This window comes from Chitinophaga pinensis DSM 2588, assembly GCF_000024005.1.
Lineage (GTDB): Bacteria > Bacteroidota > Bacteroidia > Chitinophagales > Chitinophagaceae > Chitinophaga > Chitinophaga pinensis.
The window spans coordinates 5,556,971-5,582,080 of record NC_013132.1 but is presented as its reverse complement, the minus strand read 5'-3'; the positions used below and the strand labels follow the sequence as shown (position 1 = coordinate 5,582,080).

The window sequence follows — 25,110 nt, the reverse complement described above, 5'->3', positions numbered from 1 at the left end:
GCATGCATCTTATTCCAACTATTCCGGGAGGATGGAACCCTAATGGCGAAGGGGTCTTCCATATACAACAGCAGCCGGGTGATATCGTATTTCTGTCAGCCGCTGACACGGAAATACACTCGCTGAACAATGCCTACAGGAAACTGTACACGACAGCAGCGTCGGAACATCCGCTGCCTTCCCTGCGTATCGCTAACCTGGTGTACCTGAAACAGGAACTGACCATTGACAAATACGTAGAAGAAGTCATCAGTAATGCCAAGCTGGTAATTTGCCGGCTACTGGGAGGCAGGAACTATTATCCTTATCTCTTCGAAGCTGTCAGTATTGCCTGTGAACAACAAAAGATCCCCGTTCTCTTCCTCCCGGGATATGATGTACCTGACGTGGAACTGCTCAACAGTTCCACCGTCGACGTGCATATTGCCGATACCGTCTGGAAATATCTCTGCGCCGGTGGTAAACAGAACCATGTACACTGCCTCCGCTATATTTTCCGTACCTTCTTTAACAGGGATTATACCTTCGACCCTCCAAAGCGCCTGCCTGAGCTGTTCCTTTTTGATACAGCAAAAGGTATTATTCCTGAAGGGGAAGCGCATACCGTCTCTACCCAGGCAAGCGGAAATGTCGTGATCCTGGTTTACCAGACGCATTACCTGGCGGATAATCTTGAACCTGTATATTACCTTGCCGACCGTCTGAGAGAAAAGCAGCTTAATCCGATCATTGCTTTTGTCAGTAACCTGCGGGACCAGTCCATCTGTGATGACCTGTTTGAACTCCTGCAACATCAGACAAATTGTACCATTGATGCGGTGATCAATACCACCAGCTTTTCTATCAAGTCATTCCTGGACAACAGCGACGAACAGTTTATTTTCCGGAAAATGAATATCCCTGTCATTCAGGCGATCTTCGCTTCCTGTACAAAAGAAGTATGGGAAGAGAACCTGTTCGGCCTCACCCCGACAGACGTGGCGATGAATATCGCCCTGCCGGAAATAGACGGACGTATCATTACAACCGCCGTTTCTTTTAAATCTTCGCTGGGCCGGGATGCATTAACGGATTCTGATATCCTGAAATACACTACCCATGAAGAAGGCTGCGCCTTTGTTGTGGACTTTGCCCATAGCTGGGTCAACATCCGGTACAAAGAAAACAAGGATAAACACATTGCGCTCATTATGCCCAACTATCCCAACAAGGATAGCCGGCTGGCAAATGGGGTAGGCCTGGACACACCTGCCAGTATCATAGAGATTCTGCAGGCGATGCAGAGGCAGGACTATGCAATGGGTAGTTTTGTTCCTGTGGATAGCAGTGAGCTGATCACACTGATCACCCATTATATCACCAACGATACGGATACGACACTACATAGACCTTATCAGGTGAGTCTGTCGCTTGAACAGTTCTATCAGCATTATAACGCACTTGCTCCTGCTTTAAGAAATAAGATCAGTGATCAATGGGGCCTTCCGGAAGATTCGCCCCATTTCAATCAGCATGAATTCATCATTCCGGGTTTCCTTTTAGGCAAGACCTTTGTCAGCATACAACCCGCCCGTGGTTATAACCAGGATATTAAAGCAATTTATCACTCACCGGATCTCCCGCCAACCTATGGCTACCTGGCTTATTATTTCTGGGTCAATCATGTTTTCTCCGCCGATGCCGTTGTGCACGTGGGTAAACATGGTAACCTGGAATGGCTGCCGGGTAAGAGTGTTGCACTGAGCAGAGAAACCTGTTTTCCCGCCGTGCTGTTAAATCCCATCCCGCATTTTTATCCGTTTATCATCAATGACCCCGGCGAAGGAACACAGGCGAAAAGAAGGAACCACGCCATCATAATCGATCACCTGATCCCACCTATGACAAGGGCGGAAAGCTATGGCGTGCTAACGAAACTGGAACACCTGATAGATGAATATTACGATGCCTATAGCGTAGATCCGAAAAGAACGGCTGTTATCAAAACACAGATAAAACAGCTGGTGAAAGAGGCGAACCTGGAAGCAGACTTACAAAGCTCTGTGAAAGATATCGACGAACTGCTGGTAAAACTGGATGGTTATCTCTGCGAATTGAAAGAAGCGCAGATCAGAGATGGCCTGCATATATTAGGTAAGGTGCCTGAAGGCGATCAGCTGACGGACCTGCTGGTTGCCCTGCATCGGGTACCGGTATCCGGAGGACTTGGTATTACACAGGCTATCGCAAAAGACCTGGGACTGGCATTTGATCCATTGAACTGTGACTATCAATCCGCATTTGTCACAGCTGGTCAACATCCCCTGTTTGCTTCCTGCCGGATCAACGGAGATGTGATAGAAGTACTGGAAGTACAGGCCAGAAAGATCATAGCAAATCTTCGGAACAATATAGCTATCGATAACGCTTTCCCGCATACCAGGGAACTCTGTACGTTTATAACGGCAGATACTTTCCCTAAAGTACTGAGCACCACGGAAGAGATCACCAATCTACTGCATGGAATGGCCGGACATTATGTACCATCCGGCAGCTCTGGTGCACCTACCCGCGGCAGACTGGACGTACTGCCTACCGGGAGAAACTTCTATTCTGTCGATGTACGTGCTATTCCCACTCAGACCGCCTACAACCTCGGTGTAAAAAGCGCCAATCTGATCATAGACCGTTATATGCAGGAACATGGAGACTATCCGGAAAGTATCGGATTGTCAGTATGGGGTACTTCCACCATGCGTACCGGCGGAGATGACATCGCACAGGCACTGGCACTGATGGGCGTCAAACCGGTATGGCAAACTGCCAACAGAAGGGTCAGTGATTTTGAGATCATTCCTTTGATCCTGTTGAGACGTCCGCGTGTAGATGTAATGCTGCGTATTTCCGGTTTCTTCCGCGACGCATTTCCGGATGTGATATCCCTGTTCAACGCTGCCGTAGAAAAGGTTGCACTGCTGGATGAACCAGCGGAACAGAATCCTATCCGCAAACGGTTCTTGGCAGAAAAGCAGGAATGGCAATCCAAAGGACTGCATGAAGAGAAAGCACATAAACGTGCGCTGTTCAGGGTTTTTGGCTCTAAGCCGGGTGCTTATGGCGCCGGTTTGCAGGCGGTGATCGATGAAAAGAACTGGCAATCAAAAGAAGATCTGGCAAAAGTATATATCAACTGGAGTGGGTATGCCTACGGTGCAGACCGGATCGGAGAGTCGGCGCATGAAGTATTTGAAAAGCGCTTATCAGATATCCAGATTGTAATGCACAACCAGGATAACCGCGAACACGATATCCTTGATTCGGATGACTATTACCAGTTCCAGGGTGGTATGGCCAATGCGGTACAGTCGGTGAAAGGAGAACAGCCATCAATTTACTTTGGTGATCATGCGCGTCCGGAGAATCCCAAGGTAAAATCACTGAAAGAAGAACTGCTGAAAGTATACCGTTCCCGTGTCATCAATCCTAAGTGGATCGAAGGGGTGAAACGGCATGGCTATAAAGGCGCGTTTGAAATGGCAGCTACGATGGACTACCTGTTTGCCTATGATGCGACAACCGACCTGGTGGACGACTTTATGTATGAGGGTATTACCAAAGAATACCTGTTCAATGAGGAAAACCGCCAGTTCATAGAGCAGGTCAATCCATGGGCATTAAAAGATATGACCGAGCGTATGCTGGAAGCGATCCAGCGGGGTATGTGGAAACAACCCGAAAAAGAAACACTGGAACGCCTGCAGCAACTATTTGTGGATCATGAATAACTTATTCCGGCTGTTTCTTTCTTTTGTAAAGAAACAGCTGCCACTTTTCTTCTGCCACACCCATTTTATCCATTTCAGCACGTGCCAGTATAAAGAACAGGTCGGAAAGCCTGTTGACATAAGCAGAGATATATTCATCTACATGGTCGGCTTTCATCAGGGTGACCAGCAATCGTTCTCCTCTACGCATCTGTGTTCTTACCACATGACACAAAGCAGAGATCTCATTTCCGCCGGGCAGCAGGAAATAGTCTGACTTACTCGTCATAGCTGCTTCCAATTCGTCGATCCATTGTTCACAGAATTCAGCACCGTCTTCCGGTTTAGGATTCGGGTTCTCCTTTTTGCAATCAGATGGTCTGGCCAGGTGCGACATCATATCCATCATATCTTTCTGGATCTTATGCAGCTTTGGTTGCCATTCATGCTCAGGACCCAGCTTGGCACGCAATAGTCCGATAGTGGAATTCACTTCATCCAGTGTGCCGTAACAATTGACGCGGACATCGTCTTTATCTACGCGGCTGCCACCGAATAGGGCGGTGGTGCCACGGTCGCCTTTCTTGGTATATATCTTCATTCAATTAAGAATTAATAATTAAAAATTAAGAATTGGCAGTTAAAGGCCGGAAATATAAGTTACGAATTACGAATTACGAATTACGAATTACGAATTACGAATTTTTTGGATTAAGCCCTACCTGATAATAATCGTAAAACTGATCATTTCAGAGGAGAGTTATATCAGATCAATTCTTAATCCTTAATTTTTAATTCTTAATTCACTTCACGCAGTGAAGCGATAAATGCCGCCGTATTCAACTTTCTGCATCATCATCTCCTGCAAGGGAACATTATTAAACAAATACATCGCCGAACGGATAACACCTGCATGTGTGATTAATAATGCGCGTTCGTAAGGCATCTGCTTCAGTTCATGTACAAAATCAGCAAAGCGATTCACTAAGGTCATCAGCGATTCTCCGTTAGGTGGCGCTGAGTTGATATAGTTATAATCCTCCATCCAGGGATCGAGTTCCTTACGATCGATCTCATCCCATTTTCTGCCCTCCCAGTCGCCGAAGTTCAGTTCCATCAAACGTGCATCTGTCAGATGGTTTGGGTTAATGGCGGTCGCCAGCAATTTACACCTGGTCAGCGGACTACTATACAACACTTCATGATCCGGCAGGCGTTCGATGATGCCGGCATGTGTGATGGCATAGTCTGCCGGTAGCGGTACGTCTGTCTGTCCGTAGGTATGGCCTTCAGGATAGTCGGGTTTGATATGTCTGATCAGATGTAATTCCATATTGCCAGTATGCCCATGTAAAAAATGACTTCATTAAGTTGTTGCGTTGCCCCCAGGCAATCGCCCGTATAACCGTTAATCCATTTGCTGAAATAACAGGACAGGTAGATGGTCAATAGGCCGCAGGGTATTATAACCAGCAGAAGCAGCCATGAGTGATGGAACCAGATGATCAGCAGTAACAAGGGTATAATCCCCGTGATGTTAGCCAGTATGAAACCCGGCCAGCTGATCTTTGTTGCCAGTGGCTTGCTTTTGGAGGTGCTGTCATCTTCGCGGGAATAAGCCATGAAGCGTAAGAGGTATACCGGCATGGTACGGCTGAATGCATGTGCGGCGATGTACAGTAGGCAGAAAGGCAGTAGCTGTGTGTTGATCATAACCAATGCCAACTTGGCCAGCAGACAAATCTTCAACAGTAAAGTCATAATGATGGCAATTACACCAAAGGCGCCCACACGGGAATCTTTCATGATTTCCAGGATACGCTGCTTGGTCCAGCCGCCACCAAAACCGTCCGCTACGTCAGCAAGACCGTCTTCATGGAAAGCGCCTGTCGTCAGTAATGTCGCCATCACAGAAAGGATGACTGCTGTAAAGATATCTTTGAACAGGGCATTTGCTCCGGCAAAGATAACAGCGCCGATCAGTCCCACCAGTATACCCACCATCGGAAAATAGCGGCTGGACTTATTCAGATCAGCCGTATTGTGATCTATACGCGAGGGCACCGGTATACGGGTGAAGAACATCAATGCAGTCAGAAATATGCGGACCTCTTTCTTCATCGTTATGCTTTGTTGGACACACCGGCCGATTCAAAGCTGGCCATTTCATTCAGGAAGCTTACAGCAGCCTGTATAACAGGGTAGGCAACAGCAGCGCCGGTACCTTCTCCCAGGCGCATACCCAGGCTTAATAAAGGTACAGCTTTCAGGTGGGCCAGCATCAGACTATGACCCTGCTCGTTCGACTGGTGGGTGAACAGGCAGTAGTCCAATATTTGCTCATTTATCTTCGCAGCGACCAGTAATGCAGATGTGGTGATAAAACCATCTACCAGTATCAGCATACCAGCTGCCGCCGCCTGTAACATGGCGCCACACATCATGGCTATTTCAAATCCACCGAAAGTACTGAGTACGTTCAGGGGCGTTTTTTCAATTTTGTTATGACGGATCATAGATTCTGCCAGGATCACTTTCTTCCTGATCAGCCCTTCGTCATCCAGTCCGGTACCTCTGCCAATACATTGTTCCAATGGAATATCACAGAGCAGACTCATAATTACTGCTGCTGCGGAGGTATTGGCGATGCCCATTTCCCCGAATCCGATCACATTACAGCCCTGTTCATGTAATTCTTTCACAACCGCGGCACCTCTTTCAATGGCTGTCTCACATTGCGCAGGCGTCATGGCTGCTTCATGCAGGAAGCTTTTGGTACCCAGAGCCACCTTAGCATGTACCAAGCCGGGATGTTGGTTGAAATCAAAGTTGACACCCGCATCTACGACTTTGATTGCAATACCGTTCTGCTTTGTAAATACGTTGATGGCAGCGCCGCCCTGCAGGAAATTAAAGACCATCTGATAGGTCACTTCCTGTGGAAAAGGACTCACGCCTTCATGCGCAACACCGTGATCGCCGGCAAAAACAACGATGGTGGGTTTATTCAGCGCAGGGGTCTGTGTCTGTTGTATCCGGCCGATCTGTAAAGCCAGTTTTTCCAGCTGTCCTAATGAGCCAATTGGTTTTGTTTTGCTGTCTATCTTGTGTTGCAGTGCCGCCGTAATATCATTGTTGAGGGGGGCAATATGGAATGTAGTCATATCTGTTAAACTGGTTACTTGTGTTATTTGAGTGTCAGCGGTAATCCGGATACCATGAGTGTCGCCTTATCCGCTTTTTTTGCGATGTACTGGTTCATCCAACCCTGGAGATCGGCAAACTTCCTGCCGGCATCGGTGCTGGCGTGTACGCCCATACCAATTTCGTTGGAGATGATGATCAGGTTGAAATCCTGTTGTATGAACTGCTCGAATTCCCTTTTCGCTTCTTTTAATGCAGCCTCCACATCATAGTGATTGTCGACGAATAAGTTGGTCAGCCATAAAGTCACGCAATCAAAGACCACTGTCCTGCCTTCCAGCTGTAGCTTGCTGACATACTTTTCTTCCTCAATATTCTCCCAGCGGGTATCGCGACTGTTCTTATGCAATTGGATACGGGCCTGGTGATCCTGATCCCAGATACGGGAGGTAGCGAGATATACCGGATTATCAGCAATATCCAGTGCCTGTTGTGTAGCGTAAGCGCTTTTGCCGGAACGTTGTCCGCCGGAGATATAGTGTATCACAAATACAATTAAGAATTAAGAGTTAAAAAATAAAGCTGCGCATTACGAATTATATTGGTGATATCATCTGACCTGTTATCAGGCTAACCAATCTTAATTCCTTATTTCACCAGCTTCGCCTTGATCGCTTCCGCCAATTCTCCTGCCTTCCCCAATTGCACAAAACCGCTCTCATTATCCACTACAGTCGTCTCCCTGATAGCAGAAAGGTACTGTTTATAATACCTGACGGCTTCTTCAAAAGGAGTGGCTGTATTGCCTGCATTGATCTTACCATCCGTAAAGATGTACAGACTGGCTTTCTGCTGTGTATTCGTTTTCATCAGCTGATGCAGCAAAACAAACCCGGATTGCATGTTCGTTTTACCGCCGGTTTTCAGTGCCGCAATTGTCTGAAGTAGTTCATCTGCATGTAGGGTAGGAGCAGATAATATTTGCGCCGTACCATTGTGCAGGGCGACTGCTGCATATTTTATACGCCGGGTCTTATACCTGGCAATCGTTGTTGCTACCAGACCCTTGATAAAAGCAATTTGCTTGTCTTTCATCATAGACCCGCTGGAATCTAACAGGAAACAAACATATAATTCGTTTTTGGCCTGTTCCTGCTTATACTGAATCTCTACTTTATCATGTGCCAGATAATGCTTCAGCGTCTTTAATATGGCGACTTTCGGCGTTGAACGAGCGTAAGCAGGTCTTTGTGTAAAGCCTGTTTTGCTGTTATCCTTTTTGATTGTGGCGCCCTTTCGGGTACTCACAGGACTGGCCTTCAGCTGCACATAACTGTTCGTTTTGGAAGCCTGTAGCAGGTATTCCTGCAGCGGACTGCCTGGTTTACTCAGTTCATTTTTATCCTTATCGAATCGCCCTCCTTTTCATCCCTGGGAGACTGCTGCTCTCTTTGCTGCTGAGGATTTTGTGATGAAGAATAGTTTTTTGAACGATGGGAGAGTACAAAAGGCATCACTTTATGTACGTCGTCTGTGGTGACGGATTTCCGGTGATGGAAAGCCGCATATGCTCTTGCTGCTTTCAGCAACAGAATATCGGCCCGTAAGCCTTCCACTTTATGTGCGATACAGGCATCTGCGATGGTTGCCTGTATCATTTCGTCGTATGTGACTTGTTTTACCTGCTCCCTGGCAGTAGCGATCCTTTCTGCAAGTTCTTGTTCAGCCGCCTCATATTGAGCGAGGAAAGCAGGAATGTCGGCATCAAACTGTAAACGACGGCTCACGATCTGCATACGGTCGGTCCGGTCCATGGGTGTATGAACAGTGACACTTAGTCCGAAGCGGTCCAGCAGTTGCGGACGCAGTTCGCCTTCCTCCGGATTCATCGTACCTACCAGGCAGAACTTACTTTCAAACCAGTGAGACACCGCATCTCTTTCCAGGTGGTAACCACCACTGGCGGAAGCATCCAGCAGAATGTCCATGAGGTAATCATTCAGGAGATTGACCTCGTCGATATACAATATACCATGATTAGCGGTAGCCAGTAGTCCCGCCTGAATAGCGATCTTCCTGTCATTGATCAGGGTATCCAGTTGAACGGTGCCCAGCACCCTGTCTTCTGTAGCGCCTATGGGCAGGTTTACAAAAGGGAAGTCGGGCAGACTATGCTGCATCAGGTGACTGAGTCCCCTGACGGTCGTCGTTTTACCGGTGCCTTTGTCGCCCAGTGCCAGTACACCTCCAAGGCCCGGTTCTATCATACAGAGTATGAGGGCCAGTTTGAAGTCGTCCTGTGCGTATATGGCTGTAAAAGGAAATGATTGCATATGGTAGCTATTTACGCAAAACTGTTATAGATCCAGAGACAGCCTATGCCAATGGAAAACAGTCCTACAACTGCGTTGAGTGATTTAAATGCCAGCTGGTTCCGCTCAATAAACCGGGATACTGAAAATGCCAGTACACAGCTGTAAGTGGTCATCGCGGCGACAATGCCGATACTTTGCAACACAATGATACCGATAGCCGTTGTGGTATCACGGGAGGCCATGATCAGGGCTACGGCACAGGCGCCACCGGTTCCGGCCAGTCCATGCAGCATCCCTACCCAGAAGGAACGGCTTAATGGATTCATCGCAATTTCCTGTCCCTGTTTACCATGGATATGCAGGGCATTGTTGATATGTTCATGCTCTGAAAAGGTCTTGTGTGTGGCCATCATCTGCTTGAGCTGATGATTTCTGCGGATGGCAGAGATACCCAGCCATATCATCACCGGCCCTACTATCATTTCCGCATAACCGGAAAGATCCAGCGGTAAGGCAGATTTCAATAACAGCGCAAAGCAACTGAATAGTATCAGCGTAACCGAATGTCCTAAAGCCCATTGTGAAGAGCGCCATATCAGCTTTGAAAGACTGATCTTATTATTGGCTTTTTCTGATGCCAGCACGGATACGGCCGCCATATGGTCGGGTTCGAAAGAGTGCTGTATGCCCAATAATAAAGAGTCTGTAAAAAGATATCCAATCATATTAAAATCTTAGAATAGTATCGTTTGCGTCAATCAGTAATATTTGTAAATCAACTGCCGGTACCAGCGGTTTACAAACCGCATAGCAGCGTTCGGCCAATGTCCGGAAGAAAGGTTCCTGTTCGGTGAACGGGAATATCTCCGTCAGCCGCCGGGCCATATTGAGCTCCAGAATAGGGGCGCATTGCTCGTCGCTGTACCCGCATTCCTTTGCAAGCCCGTGTATAAACTTTTTATCCCAGGTAGACTTCCCGCTGTGGGTATCCAGTTCACCCTGTGCCAGCTTAGCCGCCTTACCCAGCATGATACCCATCGTCACCTTTTCCAGGGGTACACTACGGATCTTTTCCAGTGTTTCGCCTATCCAGTTCCCGTACTGTATGAAGGCGAATTCAGCTAGGTGGTCGAACCGCTTCCGCAGGATATTCTCCGAACGGCCACCGGAGTTGATCACGATCTCCCGGCAATTATTAGCCAGTGCCACATCGATACCCTGGGTAATACTGGCGATATAGGCAGATGCACTAAAGGGTCTCACGATACCCGTAGTGCCCAATATGGAAATGCCGTCTAAGATGCCAATACGGCTGTTCAAAGTCTTCCTGGCTATATTAACACCATCCACGACAAAAACCTCGATATTAACTCCCTTATTGCGTTTATAAAGGTGTGTCAGGAATAAGGCAACATCCGTCATCATTTTCCGGGGTACCGGATTAATAGCCGGTTCGCCGACACCAATAGCCAGTCCGGGCAGGGTAACGATGCCTACGCCTTCTCCGCGGAAAAACTTTACTTCCAGTGTATCGTTAAAGGACACCGTCACGCCAATCGTAGCGCCATTGGTCACATCCGGATCGTCTCCTGCATCTTTTACGGTAGTACAGGTGGCCTGTTCGCCGTTAAAGGAGCAGGAGCTGATCGCAAAAGTCACCTTCTCGCCCAGCGGCAGGGTGATTTCTACTTCGGAGATTGGCTCCTGTGTAATCAGGGATAACAGCGCCGCACGGGTACATGCAGTTGCGCACGCCCCTGTAGTATAGCCCTGTCTTAAAGGGCCGGCTGGTATCTCCTGCAGACTCATAGCCCTAAACGATTTAAGTGTCCTATTAATGATGCCGCATCCGTTACAGGAATAAATGCCTCCGGTAGAACAGGGCGCCGGACGATCAGTATCGGTATATTGTTTTCCAGGGCCGCCTTGATCTTGGTAGAAAGAAACCCGGATTCTCCGCTTTCTTTCGTCAGGATAGCCCCGATCTGGTATTGTTTTATTAAGGCAGATGCCTGTTGCAGATCATCTCCCGGCATCTCCAGGATAAGATCTTCCTCCGGAAAACCGGCGGCTTTTGCCAATGCCAGCGAACTTTCTCTGGGTAATATCCGGAAGATGGTCGCATGTTGCTGCCAGTAATACTGCAACGGAGCGATCGTTTGTACACCGGTCAGTGCCAGCAGCTTTTTTACCGGATGCTGTTCCAGCCAGCCGGTCGCCGCTTTATAAGTATCCACATACCGGATCAGCGGATGTTCCTGCTTTTCAGGATAACTGCGTTCAAAACGAAATACCGGTAGCGACAATGCCTGTGCACTTGTGTGGATCGTTTCGTGGAGTACGCTGGCAAACGGGTGACTGGCATGTACAATGGCTTTTACGTCCTGGGCAATACAGAAGGCTTGTAGATCTTCCGCTGTCATGGCGCCATGCCGGTATTGCCCATACTGACCAGTTGAAAAATCTATCTCTGTTTTGGTAGAATAGTAATAGGGGCGCGCATATTCCTCTAGTATGCCCGCTACTTTCTTACCTTCCGTCGTTCCACCAAAAACTAATATCATTACTTCGCTTTTAAGGCTTTACCTGTTCTGAATGTATGTTTCCATTCAGGACTATACAAATGAGAACGATTCTTTCTGGCGCCGATTGCCACACCCACGATTACCAGGGTGGTGAGCGTCAGTTTATTTTCGCGCACGATCTGCGCCAGGTCTTTCAGCTGACCGGTATAGATCTCTTCATCTTTCCAGCTCACCCGGTATAATACGGCGACAGGTGTTTCCGGTTCATAGTGTTCCAGTAACTGCTCCTGTACTGATTTTGCAATCGTCGCACTCAGGAAGATACACATGGTGGCTTTGTGTTTCGCCATCTCGTTGAGTTTCTCGTTCTCCGGTAATGGTGTTTTACCGGCGCCCCTGGTCAGGATGATGCTTTGTACGACTTCAGGGATGGTAAATTCCGACTTCAGACTGGCAGCTGCCGCCTGGAAAGAAGAAATACCTGGTACGATATAATAATCCATCCCTTTTTCATCGAAGATGGTCATCTGTTCCTGTATCGCGCCGTAGATGCTCGGGTCGCCTGATTGTAAACGAACGATCAGGTGGCCTTTTGCATAATGTTCTTCCATCAGTCCGATCTGTTCTTCCAGCGTCATACTGGCGGAGTTTCTTACAATCGCTTCTTTCTTTGCATAATGCGTGATCTCTTCCGGTATCAGACTACCAGCGTATAATATCAGGTCGGCTGTTTCTACCAGTTGTTTCCCTTTAAGACTGATCAGTTCAGCATCGCCTGGACCTGCACCCACAATAGCTACGACTGCCTTACGTACTACCTCACTATCCAGTGCAATCGCGATAGTATGTTTCTTGCCGGAAGGCACGGTGATCTTTTGTTTTTCCAGCAACAGTTCCTGGTTCCGGGATAACAGCATCGCAGATGCTTCTGATACGCTGTGTACGCCCAGTTTAGACATGACTACCTCGGATGGATTCACAACCTGCTGTGTATTCAGCTCCTCTGCCGTATAAGTAATGAAAGGCACCTGCAATTTTTCTGCTAAAGCAATAAAGGCGGTTTCATCGTGTTTTACATCAATCGAGCCAATGGCTTTTATTGCCGCAGGCGACAGCTGTTGTGCTGCCAGCTGCTCATACACAGAAGTTTCCAGTTGGTCTGTTTCAATATCACGGGAACATCCCATACCGACATGTAAGACCGGTACATGGAAATGCAGTACGGGAATGTTGAGCGTATAAGTCTTATAAGTGACCGCAATCAGCAGCTCATATTGGCTGGGGGCTATCTGGTCGAAATCATAATAAACATCCACAAATGCTGGCAGATGCTTCTCCAGCCAGGCCGTTCCCTTATCCTTTATGTCGAGTAATAAAGCCGTTCGTTTATTATTAACAAACAATGAAATGAGGGCGTTCATATCTGCCGAAGGCGTAGCTTTCCAACCAAACTCTTTCGCCAGGGTATCCAGTGCCCATAGCTCCTGCAGATCACTGCTGGTGGTAATCACCGCCTGTGCACCGATAGCTGCGGCTACTTTACGGGTAATGTCATTGGCGCCACCTACATGTCCGGATACGACTGCCTGTACAAAACGGCTATGATCATCCATATTGATGACTGCCGGATCGCTTTGCTTATCCTGTAAATAAGGGGCAATACTGCGTACACAGATACCCAGTGCGCCAACAAAGATCAAGGTATCAAAGGCGCTGAAATTGTTTTCCAGGAATGCCGCGATACTGTCTATCTGCGTGGCTTGTTCATGTGGGCGGGTGCTCACCAGCAGGGATTTCGGGAACTCTGTCCGGATCCTGTTGCCTAATGCAACACCCCTGTCGGTACTGGCAATGATGACTGTCTTACTCATTTTATTGCTTTTCTGCTGTCAGGATAGTAATCGGATTGTGGGCATCCACAGTGATCACCATCGGTTCAGATAATGTATAGTTTAATCCTCTGGCTGCCGCGATAAACTGCGTCTTGCTGTCTTCTTTGACCGCATTGATAACGAGTTTCGCTTTTGATGGCAGATAGTTGTCCAGTTGGCTGATCAATGCTTCCAGGCGGTTGCCATGTCCACCAATAAAAACAGCATCGGGTTTGGGTAAGGAGGCGAGGTCCTGTTCGAAGAAATCACCCATCACTTTCCGGATCCCCGGTGTGGCATGTTTGCGGGTATTGACCTCAAACAGAGTATCACATTCCGGACGCTTCTCAAAAGCTACAATCTGCAAATGCGGATATTGCCTGCGGGCTTCTATGGATACGGATCCTGTACAGAACCCGATATCCCAGAGGGTATGCCTTGCAGATAAATCCAGCTGTGCCAGACTAACCATCCTTACAGGCATTTTGGTGATCATATTCGGCCGGCCTTCCAGTCCTTCAAAACTATGATCGGGTATGCCGGCTGATAAAGACCTTTGCTGCTTTTTATTCAGCAGCACACAGTTGAGTGTATGTGCTTCATAGTCCCGCATGTCTTTCATATGCTCGCCGAATACGATCTTTTGTCCGGGTCCTTCCAGGTTTTCGCCGATATACATCACGTAGTTATCGTACCCATATTCCACCATACGTGCTGCAATGGCAGCCGGTGTTTTCACCTGATCAGTGAGAATACCGATGCTCTGGTGTTGTCTGAGCAGGGCCTGGTCCAGTTCTTCCCAGGAACGGCCGTGTACAGAAGTATTCACTATATGAGAATAGACAAAGTTCAACCGGTGACAAAGCAGCTGTATGCTGTTGAAATAAGGCGATACCTGCAGGTCTGCTTCCGGATGATATTTTTGTATGGTTGCTGCGAATCCGTAGAATAGCGGATCTCCTGAAGCGAAAACCACGATATCCTCGTCATACGTTTTATATTGTTCAAACAACGCCTGCATATCACTCCGGATATCTATCCACTGGTGACCGGCAGGCAGATGTTTTTGTATCAGTTCATAGTGTCTTTTTCCACCGGAGAACACGCGGTAGTGTGGGACTATATCTATGGCCGCTTCCGGCAGGAGATAGTCAGGATTGTTTGATATGCCGATAACGATATATTCCACTACCTGTCTTTTACGGTGAATGCTGCATTGACGATACTGGCCGCTACGTTACTGCCGCCTTTTCTTCCGCGGATGATCACATAAGGCACTGTTTTAATGGCCTGCAGTTTCAGTTTTGATTCAATCACATTGACGAATCCTACCGGTGCACCGATAATGCCGGCAGGGCAGAACTTCCGTTCCTGTAATTGATCGCAGAGTTCAAACAGGGCGGTAGGTGCATTGCCTACGACAAACAGCGCATCCGGGTGTTTTTCAATAGCGATACGCATGCCTGCCTGACTACGGGTCAATCCTTCTTTTTCTGCTAAAGGCAATACTGCTTCATCATTAAGATAGCAGTAGACATTGGCATTATATTTTTTGATAAATTCTTTCGTAATACCTGATTGTACCATGGTCACGTCTGTCACGATCGTACCACCGGTGCTGAGATAATCATGCCATTGTGCAATAGCGTCATTATTCGACAAATACAGGTCTTCATATTCAAAGTCAGCCGTTGTATGGATACAGCGCATAATCGCCCACTTATCTGCTTCGCTGACGTCCTCGCGTTTCAGTTGCGCAGCGATCTGACGGAAACTTTCATCCTGTATTTCCTGTCCGGAAGCAGGTTTCCTCGCCATATAACCTCTCGGTGTTACCAGGTGATTGTTAAACTGATACGTCTGCGAATTGCCGATCATCACCAGTGAAAACATATCTACGGATGCTACATCCATATCACCCAGTGTCGTGATGGTAATGGTTTCTTCCGGTCTGGTTACCTGGCGGATAATCGCTACAGGCGTTGCGGGATCTCTGTGCAGGAGGAATAGTTCCCGGAAGCGTGCCAGTTGCCAGAAGCGTTTTTTACTTCTCGGATTATATAAGGAAGTCACGAAATCGCCGATAGCAGCTGCCTGTATCCGTTTTTCTATTACGGGCCAGGGCGTCATCAGATCGGATAAAGAGATACAGCAGAAGTCATGTCCCAGTGGTGCGCCTAATCGGCCTGCGGCAGCGATGAAAGCACTGATACCGGGGATGGTCTGCAGATCAATCGGTTTGTCAGTACGGGTACTGGCATATTGATATACCAGTGAGGCCATGGCATAAATACCTGCATCTCCGGAACTGATCACCACCACATGTTTACCTGGTTCACAACGATTGACAGCCAGTTCGGCACGGGCTTCCTCTTCTGTCAGGTCTTTCCCGATACATTCACAGTATGTGGGCAGGAGGTGCTCCACGAACTGAAAATAGTAACTGTACCCGATGGCAATATCAGCCGTGGCCAGTACCTGTTGTGCAACAGGCAGGATATAGTCTTTACCGCCGGGTCCTATACCAACTACGCTTAACTTCATATTCTTTTCAAAATGAGTAATGAAAAATAGGGGATCTCCCTGTTTTCCAGGTCGTTTATGTTTGTGGTGATGTATTGCTGTGTGGTACCGAGTCTTTCACAATAAACAATCTGGATGCCGGTCTGTTGGATCAGGCTGCGGATGTCCTGTAGTACGCTTCTGACCTTTATGAGCACAACGGTTTCAAACTCTTCCAGGTAGCGGGAGAGGGTATCCCGGTCTTTCATTCTCGGCAGGATCGCGATCTTCTCATTGAGGATGGCCAGTGACGACTGATGTTGGGCGGCCCCTAATATAAAGGACGGTACTCCCGCAATAATTTCCAGTTCCAGCTGGTGTTGCTGGATGTGTTTTAGCAGATAAGCAAAAGTGCTGTAAAAGGAGATGTCTCCTTCACTGACGAATGCTATCTGTAAGCCTGTCTGGTAATCGGCCAGCATCTCCTGGAAAGTGGCCGCATATGTCTGTTCTGCTACTTCCCGGTCGTCGGACATTTTCAGAAACATGCCATGCAATTTATCCGTGTCCAGCTGATAATGCTGCAATATCTGTAATGAATAACTGGAAGTACTGCCATCCGCCAGGAGAGAGCCCGGATAATAGATCTTGTCTGCCTGTTGTAGTGTTTGCATGCCTTTAACGGTGATCAGTAACGGATCGCCGGGGCCCAATGATACACCATATATCTTTCCCTTGCTGTTCATGTATCAGATGCCGAGTATCTTTTTAACGGTTGTCAGAACGGTTTTCTTTTCACCAGGTTTTTCTTCTTCTTCGAATAAGATGCCTTTCACAGCCAGATGGTGACCGACCTGTTCTTTGCCCACTTCTTCTTCAAAACCTATGATCTGTGTGCGGTATTTGCACAGCTGACAATTCATATCCGGACTACCTTCCTGTACTTCCCGGATGCGCTCGTCTATGGTTTGCAACAGCAGTTCATCACATTCAAATGATTTGGTAGCGATGACCTGCTTGCCGGTCGTTGCGGAGAATTCTTCCAGTTGAGAATAGATCTTTTTGAGCAGTACACCGGTGAATAAGAACACGGGTAATGCCACAATTCTTTTATAAGGCAGATGATCGATGATGGGTAAGTGGTCTTTCAGCAGCGGCTGCGTTACGCCGATAAAAGCCGTGGTAGAGAATCCGAAGCCCAACCCTTCTCCCAGCATACGCGTCATTTTGGCTACATCTGAGTTAGCGTCAGGATCGGAGGTGCCTCGTCCTACCAGTAGCAGACAAGCTTCCTGTCTGTCCAGTGAAGGATATGCTGCTTCAGCTGCTGCTACCAGTTTACCCGCAAGCTGCAGGATGGAAGGCGTAATACCAATATGTCTGCCCAGTCTGATCCGCAAATCCGGATATTGGGACTGCAGGGTATTCATTTCGAAAGGAATATCATTCTTGGCATGGCCACCGGCAAAGAGGATGGCCGGAATAGCGATGATCTCCCGTATGCCTGCCACATACATCCGCTCGACAGCCGCCGCATATACGGGGTGCGAGAATTCCAGGAAACCATAATCCACCATCCTGTCAGGATAGCGTTTGCGCAATAATGCCACCAGTGCTTTAAAGCCTTCGACTCCTTCAGGATCGCGGCTGCCGTGACCACAGATTAATATCCCTTTCATATGCCGGTATGTAATAATTGGACAGGATCAGGGTACTTGAATGAATAGTTCAGTCGTTGCTTGATCTTGTCTGCGTTGATTATTTTGAAATGAGGATCGGCGGTAGCGGCGAATGTAGGCAGTTCCAGTCCGGCGATAGCGGCCGCCTGAGTATAATATTCCCTGCGTGTAGGATGTTCATCTGTACAGGCATTGAATACATCGCCCCATGCCTGTTGACGGATAATTCCCGTGAGGATACCGATGCAATCGTCCTGGTGGATAACGTTGATCGGTGCATCACCGTTCTCTACATTCTTCTTGCCGGCCAGGAAACGGCCAGGCATACGATCGTAGCCGATCAGCCCTGCAAAACGAATCACCGTTGTCATAAAACGGATATTGGTACGCAGCATTTTTTCAACAGCCAGTAAGGCTTTACCGCTGCCTTTAGACGGGGTAGCGGTTTCATGTTCGAATACTTCTCCGTTTACATCAGGGTAGACGGAGGTGGAACTGATGAACAGCACCTTTTGTACCGGACTTTTCTCTATCGCTTTCACGAGGTGTGCCATCTGTGCCTGATGATAGAGCACGACGTCTTCCCGGCGGGAAGGAGGAAAATTAATGATCAGTATTTCACTTTCCAGGAACCCGGCTATGTCATTACTTTCAATACCGGCTTCAGTGATCATGACCTGATAAGGTTGGATCTGTGCCTGTGTCAGTTCTCCCATTTTATCTTCCGAAGTGACAGAGCCTTTCACGGTATATCCTTCTTTTACAAGATGGATTGCCAGCGGAAGACCCAGCCAGCCGCAGCCTAATATGCTGATGATATTTGTCGGTGCTTTGCTCATATAATGTTTGATCCTTAACGTGGGTCTGTCTCATTGGCGATCTCCTGTTTGGCGTATCTGTGCCGCAGGTAGAGCTCCACGTATAAAGATATAATGATACTAATAAAAACGAGTCCGACAATATTATTCTGGAAATCATTTAGTTCCAGGGACTCGTTCCAGGCGCTTGCAATTTTATACATAGGAATGGCAAAACACATGATCGTGATCAGCACATTCAGTTTAAAACGATGACTCTGGATCTTTTTCTGATCGAAGGTCTTGAGTAACTTGCTCAGCAGCAGGGAATCGCAGGTACCGGTGATGATCAGTCCCAGTGAGAATACCACGCCGCCCATGATAGCATAGATCCATTGATTAGAGACGGATACGGCATAACCGAATGCAGCGATCTGGGAGGAGGTATCAAAGATGAACCCGAATATGATACCGGTGATGATAACGGTAAACGGATTCAGACTGTTACTGAAGGTTTTGGGTAACAGTCGCTTACGGAAACTACCTGTCTGTGTACTGTCCTTGCGGGTCAGATTGATCAGGTTAGAAATACCCATAAACAGGAGCATCACGGAAGACAGCCATTCCACCACGATATCCAGTGCAGGAGGCATTTCGAAGTTATTCTTCAGTATACAAAGGAAGAGGGCTATGGCGGTGACCATGATCCCATGTCCGAAAGTAAAGAGTGTGCCTACCCATCTGGTCCAGATACTTTTATGGAGATGCAGACGGTAGGTATATCCGTCGATCACAGTAATATGATCGGGGTCCAGTCCATGACGTAAACCAAGTACGGCCAGGACGATAAATCCGGTCAGATCCTGTTGTAAGATGTTCATGTGCCGGGGTTTTATTCGTTTGGCTGAGGGCTTTTGAGCGTAAGCGGACTGGATGCTACCTCTTCAGCTTCCGGGAAATGCACATGTTCCAGTACCAATTCATTTTTCAGGAGATGTTGCGTCACGATCTCGCGGGTGGTATCCAGGTTTACATTTTTATACCAGAGACCTTCCGGATGCATAAAGATCATTGGTCCCCAGGTACATTGTCCCAGGCATTTGGTACGAACAGTGTGGATTTCGTCATTGAGGTCATGCTCTGTGAGGTGCGTTCTGAGCTGTACCGTGTTTTCATCAGCGGCGTTGTTTTTATTACAGGTGCCTCCATTACAGATAAAAAGGATCTTCTGAACTTTAGTCAGATCTTTAATTGCCATACGACTCGTTACTTTTGATTAATACATTAATTACCCGTTAATGATTAAACAAGACCTCAGCAAAAAGATAGAAAACAGGAAGCATGTATACCGGACGGCATACGTGCATTACGTTCTCCCATGACTTTTTTCCCGAAGTGTTGGATAAACATAGTTTGTTGGCAGGTCTTCTGACTCGTTCTACTCTTAACGCCTTCCCATCCGATTGGGGATTACGACAGTGGCACTGGTTAAAAGCTGTTACAGAACTTACAGCAGCGGGAACTGTTTTGGGTTTTCACCAAATTCCCTTTTAATTTCAGCCGGCTTTGGGCCGGACGAAAACCAAGAAACTGGCTCAAATGTAGGTAATTATTTGCTCTTTTTAGCAGGAGAATAGAACAGCGTGCAGTCAATCAGGTAGTTACGGCGTATATTATATAGGTGGCGACTATGAGTAAAACGCTCAGGAATGTGACAGCATGATTGATATACATGACTTTGCGCAGTTCTTCGTGGGCAATATCCCGGGGGTGTTCACCAATATAGGGTTTGACTACTAATTGTCCATGGTAGGTATTTGGCCCTCCAAAGCGGCAGTACATAATACCTGCCAGGGCGGCTTCCGGGTATCCTGAATTCGGACTGGCGTGCTGGTGGCCATATCTGAAGATGTAGGTCAGTCCCCGTCTGCTGAAGGCTACCAGTACCATGAGCAGTGCTGTGATACGCGCCGGAATGAAGTTGGCCACATCGTCCAGTCTGGCGGCAAATTTCCCGAACCAGAAATATTCCTCTTTTTTATACCCGATCATGGAATCCAGGGTGTTAATCATCTTATAGGTCATCATAGCCGGTAATCCGCCAACGGCGTAATAGAAAAGGGGCGCAATGACTCCGTCGCTCAGGTTTTCTGAGAGGGTTTCAAAGACGGCAGTTCTGATCTGGTTTTCGCCGAGGTTTTTGGTTTCCCTCCCTACGATCCAGGAAAGGCGTTTTCTGCCCGCATCCAGTCCCTGACTACTCAGTGCGTCAAAAACCTCGCGGCCTTCCTGTAAGAGGCTTTTATTGGCTAAAGCAAAGAAGACGAAAATGGAGGTGAACAGGTAGTAAAAGGCGGGTGTCTGTATTCGCAGTAACCAAAACTGCATGCCGGCAAAGAATAGCCAGCAGATAGCACACAGTAAGACGCTCAAAATCATCCCCTTCAGGAAACGGCCTTTCCCCCGGTTGAGTGTTTTGGTACCAAAGCTGATCAGATGACCAAACAACCTTATCGGGTGTGGCAGCCAGCGTGGATCTCCCAATGCCAGGTCCAGCAGATAGCCCGCCACTAAGGGAATAATGATTAAGAGATACTGCTGATCCATGCCTGAATACCTTTTATAAGTAGCTGATTTTCTTCCGGTCTTTGTGTGGCGACCCTGAAATGTTGTGGACTAAGGCTTTTGAAATTGGCCGCATCCCTTATCAGCAAACCTTCATTTTCCAGTAAGTATCGTTTAAGGTCAGCCGCAGTACCGGTGTTTGTCCGCGAAAGAAAGAAATTGGTCTGGGTATCCCTGACCTGTATACCTTCAATATGCTTCACCGCAGCCATCAGGTCCAGCGTGTCTTTCCGCAGGTCCGCGATAGGCAATGCCAATGCATCCCTGTGCTGTGCGATATAGAGTCCGGCTTCAATGGCCAGGGCATTGACAGACCAGGGCATTTTAGACGCGAGTATCTGTTGAATGATAGTCGCGTTACTGAGGATATAACCCAGTCGTAAACCCGGGATGGAATATGTCTTGGTGAGTGATTTTATAATAATAAGATTGGGCAACTGATCGATAGCGCCCACCATAGAGATGATTGCTTCCGTAAAATCTACATAGGCTTCATCAATCACGAATATCGTCTGCGGGTGTGCACCCAGCAATTCCCGGATCGTTTCAGGGTGTAATACTGCGCCGGTAGGATTATTCGGATTACCAAAGAATACGAGATCTGACGTGAAGCGGGTAGCGGGATGTAGTTCATCGTAAGGGATATAACTGATGCTGAGGTCATTCGCCTGACAGGCATCTTCATATTCTGCGAAGGCTGGTATAGCGATAGTAACTGATTTTCTGCGAAATGCGTGGGCTACCAGGTAGAAAGCTTCCGTTGCACCATTGGTGACCAGTACCTGCTCAGCGCTGAGTTGGTGCCAGTCGGCCAGTGCCTGTTGCAGGCGTTGTGCATTGGCTTCGGGATAGTTGTTCAGTTTATAGAGACAATCAGTCAGGTGCTGGCGTAATCCGCCGGCCAAGCCTTCGTAGTATACATTGGAACTAAAATCGGCTTTAACAGGATAATTGAACAGGTATCTGTCGTCTCCGTGCCCGTTGATCATGACTGTGTCTTTAATTGTCTGTAAATATATGCCATGTCGATGTGTTCGCGTAGGTGTTGTGCCAGTTTATCGTATTGTTCCTCTTTAAAGGCGAGGTAATCAAACGGTGCACCGGATGACTGTGTCGCATGATCTTTCAGCAGATCATCCACAACTGTCGCATTATCCAGGATGCCATGTATGTAGGTGCCCCAGCAGTTATCCGTCAGCTGATATCCGTCAGCGTGCCCGTTTAAGGTATTATTCAGCGGACGTGCTTCTCCGCTGGTACTGGTGAGTCCCATATGGATCTCATAACCTTCACAGGCTGTTGACTGCCCTTTATAGTAGAACCTGCATTGTTCAGTGATTTTATCTTCTGTCAGCACAGTGCTTACGGGCAGGATACCCAGTCCGGGCATGGATTCAATCGCACCTTCCACATGATGTGGGTCTTCCACGACGGTTCCCATCATCTGGTAACCACCGCAGATGCCGATAACAGTCTTGCTATTTTTATGCGCTTGTACGATGGCTTTAGCTACGCCGTTATTTTTGATATCAATCAGGTCAGCAATGGTATTCTTGCTGCCGGGAATGATAATGATGTCCGCTTTTTCTATGTCAGCGGGATTGTTACTGTAGAAGAGGTGTACGCGTTCGTCTCTTTCCAATACGTTAAAATCGGTAAAATTGGAGATCCTGTTGAGTAGTACCACTGCAACATTGACCTTGCCGGAAGCCAGTTTGTTGTGTTTGTGTTCCAGTCCGACGGAGTCTTCTTCCTCAATATAGATATCCTTTCTATACGGCACTACGCCTATCACAGGTATGCTGCAAAGCTCTTCTATCATGGTTCTGCCGCTTTCGAATAAGCGGGCGTCTCCTCTGAATTTATTGATGATAATACCTTTGATCAGTTGTTTTTCTTCCGGTGTCAGTAAGGCGATAGTCCCATATACACTGGCAAATACACCGCCCCGGTCGATATCTGCCACCAGGTAGACATCTGCGTTGGCGTGCAGGGCCATCCGCATATTGGTAATATCCCGGTGTTTCAGATTGAGTTCGCTGATACTGCCAGCCCCTTCCATCACAACAGGATTATGCAGCTGATAGAGTCTGTCATAAGCGGCTTTGGATGCTGCGAACAACTCCTGTTTATTGTTGCCCATAAAGTAATCATAGGCCGACTGACTGCCGACTGGTTTACCCAGTAACACGACCTGTGAAGCTTTATCACTGGTAGGCTTCAGCAGCACAGGGTTCATATCCGTACTACAGGGAATACCACAGGCTTCTGCCTGTACGGCTTGCGCGCGGCCGATCTCAAAACCGTCCGGCGTAGCATAGCTGTTGAGGGACATATTCTGTGCCTTGAATGGTGCAGGATGATAGCCATCCTGTTTGAAGATGCGGCAGAAACCCGTATTGATTAGACTTTTACCGACATCAGATGCAGTGCCGGCAAACATGATGGACTTTAGTCGCTGCATAAGAATACGAATGTACTATCTTTGGCCGAATGAAGCCTCAGTTTTTAATTGCAGCACCCAGTAGTAATTCCGGGAAAACAACCATTACGCTGGGCTTACTACGTCTCTTACACAAGCGGGGAATGAGCGTACAGCCGTTTAAGTGCGGTCCTGATTACATTGACACAAAACATCATTCCTTCGCCGCACATAAAACCAGTGTGAACCTTGATACCTTCATGATGAGCGAAGCGCATCTGAAAGAAGTGTATGGGAAATATGCAGGTGATGCAGATGTGGTCATTACCGAAGGTGTTATGGGACTTTTTGACGGTGCGGACCGTATGAAAGGAAGTAGTGCGGAGATTGCTATGGTGCTGGAGCTGCCGGTGATATTAGTGGTCAATGCCAAAGCAATGGCTTATTCCGTAGCGCCGCTGATCTATGGGTTTATGCATTTTCATCCAGGCGTGAAGATAGCAGGGGTGATTTTCAACTTTGTCAATACAGAGAGTCATTACCAGTTCCTGAAAGATGGTTGTGCCGATTTAGGTATTGCCCCGCTGGGATATGTACCAGCAAATGAACATATTAAAATACCGTCCCGGCATCTGGGGCTGGCGATATCTCCGGAGAATGACTATGAAAGTATTATAGAGGCGGCCGCAGCACATATCAGTCGTACTGTTGACGTGGATCTGATACTGGAGATGACACAGAGACCTGATCCTGTTCATACACCGTTTATTCGTGTAGAGAAAGGAGGCTTGCCGATTGCAGTAGCCAGCGACGAAGCGTTTAACTTTACATATCTGGAGAATCTGGATGCCTTGCGTAATGCAGGAGAGGTCAGCTTCTTCAGTCCTTTACATGACCCTGTGATGCCGGCAGCTGAGATATTGTATCTGGCAGGTGGTTATCCGGAATTGTATTTGGAGCAGTTATCGGCTAATATGACTATGCGTGAGTCCGTGCGGGCGTTTTGTGAAAATGGAGGAAAGGTGATCGCAGAATGTGGCGGGATGATGTACCTCGGAGAGAGCATCGGAGATAAGGAAGGTCTGGAGTATCCGATGGTAGGTTTTTTAGGATTGAAGACGACGATGCAGGGAGCGAAGTTGTCATTAGGGTATAGGATAGTGGAGATCGGAGAGAAACGGTTTAAAGGGCATGAGTTTCATTATTCTGTTAGTGCGGAGACGGAGGCATTGGAGCGGATAGGGAAGGTGTATAATGCGCGGGGGAAGGAGGTGGATATGGCGGTGTATAGGAAAGGGAATGTAGTGGCATCGTATATGCATGTGTATTGGGGGGAGAATGGGGAGTGGTTGAGGGCGGAGTGAGATTTGGAGTGGATTGTAATGTGAATGCTGTTATCAGTTGTGTTTTGTTGTTTAGAAGTTGACTAAGAGTCGATTAACCGACTTTTTATATAGTGATTTTTGTGTTTATCTGGTGCGAAATAT

At 47.6% G+C, this 25,110-nt stretch carries 23 protein-coding genes and 1 riboswitch; of the genes, 2 read left to right on the top strand and 21 right to left on the bottom strand.

Features of this window, described 5'->3' with window-relative positions; all coding sequences use genetic code 11:
- Positions 1-2: 2 nt before the first annotated feature.
- Positions 3-3,764 (top strand): cobaltochelatase subunit CobN, encoded by a 3,762-nt coding sequence (gene cobN / locus CPIN_RS22260; protein ID WP_012792098.1) that lies wholly within the window; start codon positions 3-5, stop codon positions 3,762-3,764.
- 1 nt (position 3,765) lies between these two features.
- Here the strand turns inward: cobN and CPIN_RS22255 are convergent, their stop codons facing one another.
- The 21 genes from CPIN_RS22255 to CPIN_RS22160 form a co-directional block, all read right to left on the bottom strand.
- Complete coding sequence (locus CPIN_RS22255) at positions 3,766-4,344, bottom strand: cob(I)yrinic acid a,c-diamide adenosyltransferase (protein ID WP_012792097.1); 579 nt, start codon at positions 4,342-4,344, stop codon at positions 3,766-3,768.
- A gap of 207 nt (positions 4,345-4,551) precedes the next feature.
- Entirely contained in the window at positions 4,552-5,076 is a 525-nt protein-coding gene (locus CPIN_RS22250) for a histidine phosphatase family protein (RefSeq protein WP_012792096.1), read from the bottom strand.
- Positions 5,061-5,864 (bottom strand): adenosylcobinamide-GDP ribazoletransferase, encoded by an 804-nt coding sequence (locus tag CPIN_RS22245; RefSeq protein WP_012792095.1) that lies wholly within the window; start codon positions 5,862-5,864, stop codon positions 5,061-5,063. Before CPIN_RS22245 ends, CPIN_RS22250 begins: the two co-directional genes overlap by 16 nt.
- Positions 5,865-5,866: 2 nt before the next feature.
- The gene (gene cobT / locus CPIN_RS22240; protein ID WP_012792094.1) at positions 5,867-6,907 is read right to left on the bottom strand and encodes a nicotinate-nucleotide--dimethylbenzimidazole phosphoribosyltransferase; all 1,041 of its coding nucleotides are present in this window, start codon (positions 6,905-6,907) and stop codon (positions 5,867-5,869) included.
- Positions 6,908-6,930: 23 nt separating this feature from the next.
- The gene (locus CPIN_RS22235; protein ID WP_012792093.1) at positions 6,931-7,434 is read right to left on the bottom strand and encodes a bifunctional adenosylcobinamide kinase/adenosylcobinamide-phosphate guanylyltransferase; all 504 of its coding nucleotides are present in this window, start codon (positions 7,432-7,434) and stop codon (positions 6,931-6,933) included.
- A gap of 101 nt (positions 7,435-7,535) precedes the next feature.
- The gene (locus CPIN_RS22230) at positions 7,536-8,216 is read right to left on the bottom strand and encodes a vWA domain-containing protein (RefSeq protein WP_012792092.1); all 681 of its coding nucleotides are present in this window, start codon (positions 8,214-8,216) and stop codon (positions 7,536-7,538) included.
- 59 nt (positions 8,217-8,275) lie between these two features.
- Entirely contained in the window at positions 8,276-9,220 is a 945-nt protein-coding gene (locus tag CPIN_RS22225) for a magnesium chelatase ATPase subunit I (RefSeq protein ID WP_012792091.1), read from the bottom strand.
- 11 nt (positions 9,221-9,231) lie between these two features.
- Positions 9,232-9,927 (bottom strand): hypothetical protein, encoded by a 696-nt coding sequence (locus CPIN_RS22220; protein WP_012792090.1) that lies wholly within the window; start codon positions 9,925-9,927, stop codon positions 9,232-9,234.
- Position 9,928: 1 nt separating this feature from the next.
- Positions 9,929-11,011 (bottom strand): cobalt-precorrin-5B (C(1))-methyltransferase, encoded by a 1,083-nt coding sequence (locus CPIN_RS38190; RefSeq protein WP_012792089.1) that lies wholly within the window; start codon positions 11,009-11,011, stop codon positions 9,929-9,931.
- Positions 11,008-11,766 carry a precorrin-6A/cobalt-precorrin-6A reductase gene (locus tag CPIN_RS38185; RefSeq protein WP_012792088.1) on the bottom strand — a complete coding sequence of 253 codons (759 nt, stop codon included), beginning with the start codon at positions 11,764-11,766 and terminating at the stop codon, positions 11,008-11,010. Before CPIN_RS38185 ends, CPIN_RS38190 begins: the two co-directional genes overlap by 4 nt.
- The gene (gene cobM / locus CPIN_RS22210) at positions 11,766-13,598 is read right to left on the bottom strand and encodes a precorrin-4 C(11)-methyltransferase (protein WP_012792087.1); all 1,833 of its coding nucleotides are present in this window, start codon (positions 13,596-13,598) and stop codon (positions 11,766-11,768) included. The genes CPIN_RS38185 and cobM overlap by 1 nt, the downstream gene beginning before the upstream one ends.
- Before the next feature lies 1 nt (position 13,599).
- Positions 13,600-14,787, bottom strand: coding sequence for a bifunctional cobalt-precorrin-7 (C(5))-methyltransferase/cobalt-precorrin-6B (C(15))-methyltransferase (locus CPIN_RS22205; RefSeq protein WP_012792086.1), 1,188 nt, complete (start codon positions 14,785-14,787; stop codon positions 13,600-13,602).
- Positions 14,787-16,142 carry a precorrin-3B C(17)-methyltransferase gene (cobJ, locus tag CPIN_RS22200; RefSeq protein ID WP_012792085.1) on the bottom strand — a complete coding sequence of 452 codons (1,356 nt, stop codon included), beginning with the start codon at positions 16,140-16,142 and terminating at the stop codon, positions 14,787-14,789. Before cobJ ends, CPIN_RS22205 begins: the two co-directional genes overlap by 1 nt.
- Positions 16,139-16,846: a precorrin-2 C(20)-methyltransferase gene (gene cobI, locus CPIN_RS22195; protein ID WP_012792084.1), complete on the bottom strand. Its 708-nt coding sequence runs from the start codon at positions 16,844-16,846 to the stop codon at positions 16,139-16,141. Before cobI ends, cobJ begins: the two co-directional genes overlap by 4 nt.
- A gap of 3 nt (positions 16,847-16,849) precedes the next feature.
- Positions 16,850-17,779 (bottom strand): sirohydrochlorin chelatase, encoded by a 930-nt coding sequence (locus tag CPIN_RS22190; protein WP_012792083.1) that lies wholly within the window; start codon positions 17,777-17,779, stop codon positions 16,850-16,852.
- Positions 17,776-18,618, bottom strand: a complete 843-nt coding sequence (locus CPIN_RS22185; RefSeq protein ID WP_012792082.1) for an SDR family oxidoreductase — start codon at positions 18,616-18,618, stop codon at positions 17,776-17,778. The genes CPIN_RS22190 and CPIN_RS22185 overlap by 4 nt, the downstream gene beginning before the upstream one ends.
- Positions 18,619-18,632: 14 nt before the next feature.
- Entirely contained in the window at positions 18,633-19,457 is an 825-nt protein-coding gene (locus CPIN_RS22180; RefSeq protein ID WP_012792081.1) for a HoxN/HupN/NixA family nickel/cobalt transporter, read from the bottom strand.
- An 11-nt stretch (positions 19,458-19,468) separates the two neighbouring features.
- Entirely contained in the window at positions 19,469-19,834 is a 366-nt protein-coding gene (locus tag CPIN_RS22175; RefSeq protein ID WP_012792080.1) for a (2Fe-2S) ferredoxin domain-containing protein, read from the bottom strand.
- Positions 19,835-19,977: 143 nt separating this feature from the next.
- Positions 19,978-20,178, bottom strand: a riboswitch (cobalamin riboswitch).
- Positions 20,179-20,229: 51 nt separating this feature from the next.
- On the bottom strand, positions 20,230-21,183 hold the full coding sequence (gene cbiB, locus CPIN_RS22170; protein WP_012792079.1) for an adenosylcobinamide-phosphate synthase CbiB: 954 nt from the start codon (positions 21,181-21,183) through the stop codon (positions 20,230-20,232).
- Positions 21,162-22,190 (bottom strand): pyridoxal phosphate-dependent aminotransferase, encoded by a 1,029-nt coding sequence (locus CPIN_RS22165; protein WP_012792078.1) that lies wholly within the window; start codon positions 22,188-22,190, stop codon positions 21,162-21,164. The genes cbiB and CPIN_RS22165 overlap by 22 nt, the downstream gene beginning before the upstream one ends.
- Entirely contained in the window at positions 22,187-23,665 is a 1,479-nt protein-coding gene (locus CPIN_RS22160) for a cobyric acid synthase (RefSeq protein WP_044219436.1), read from the bottom strand. Before CPIN_RS22160 ends, CPIN_RS22165 begins: the two co-directional genes overlap by 4 nt.
- Before the next feature lie 29 nt (positions 23,666-23,694).
- On the opposite strand from CPIN_RS22160, the gene CPIN_RS22155 reads away from it, so the two are divergent.
- Complete coding sequence (locus CPIN_RS22155) at positions 23,695-24,987, top strand: cobyrinic acid a,c-diamide synthase CobB (RefSeq protein ID WP_012792076.1); 1,293 nt, start codon at positions 23,695-23,697, stop codon at positions 24,985-24,987.
- Positions 24,988-25,110: the final 123 nt, after the last annotated feature.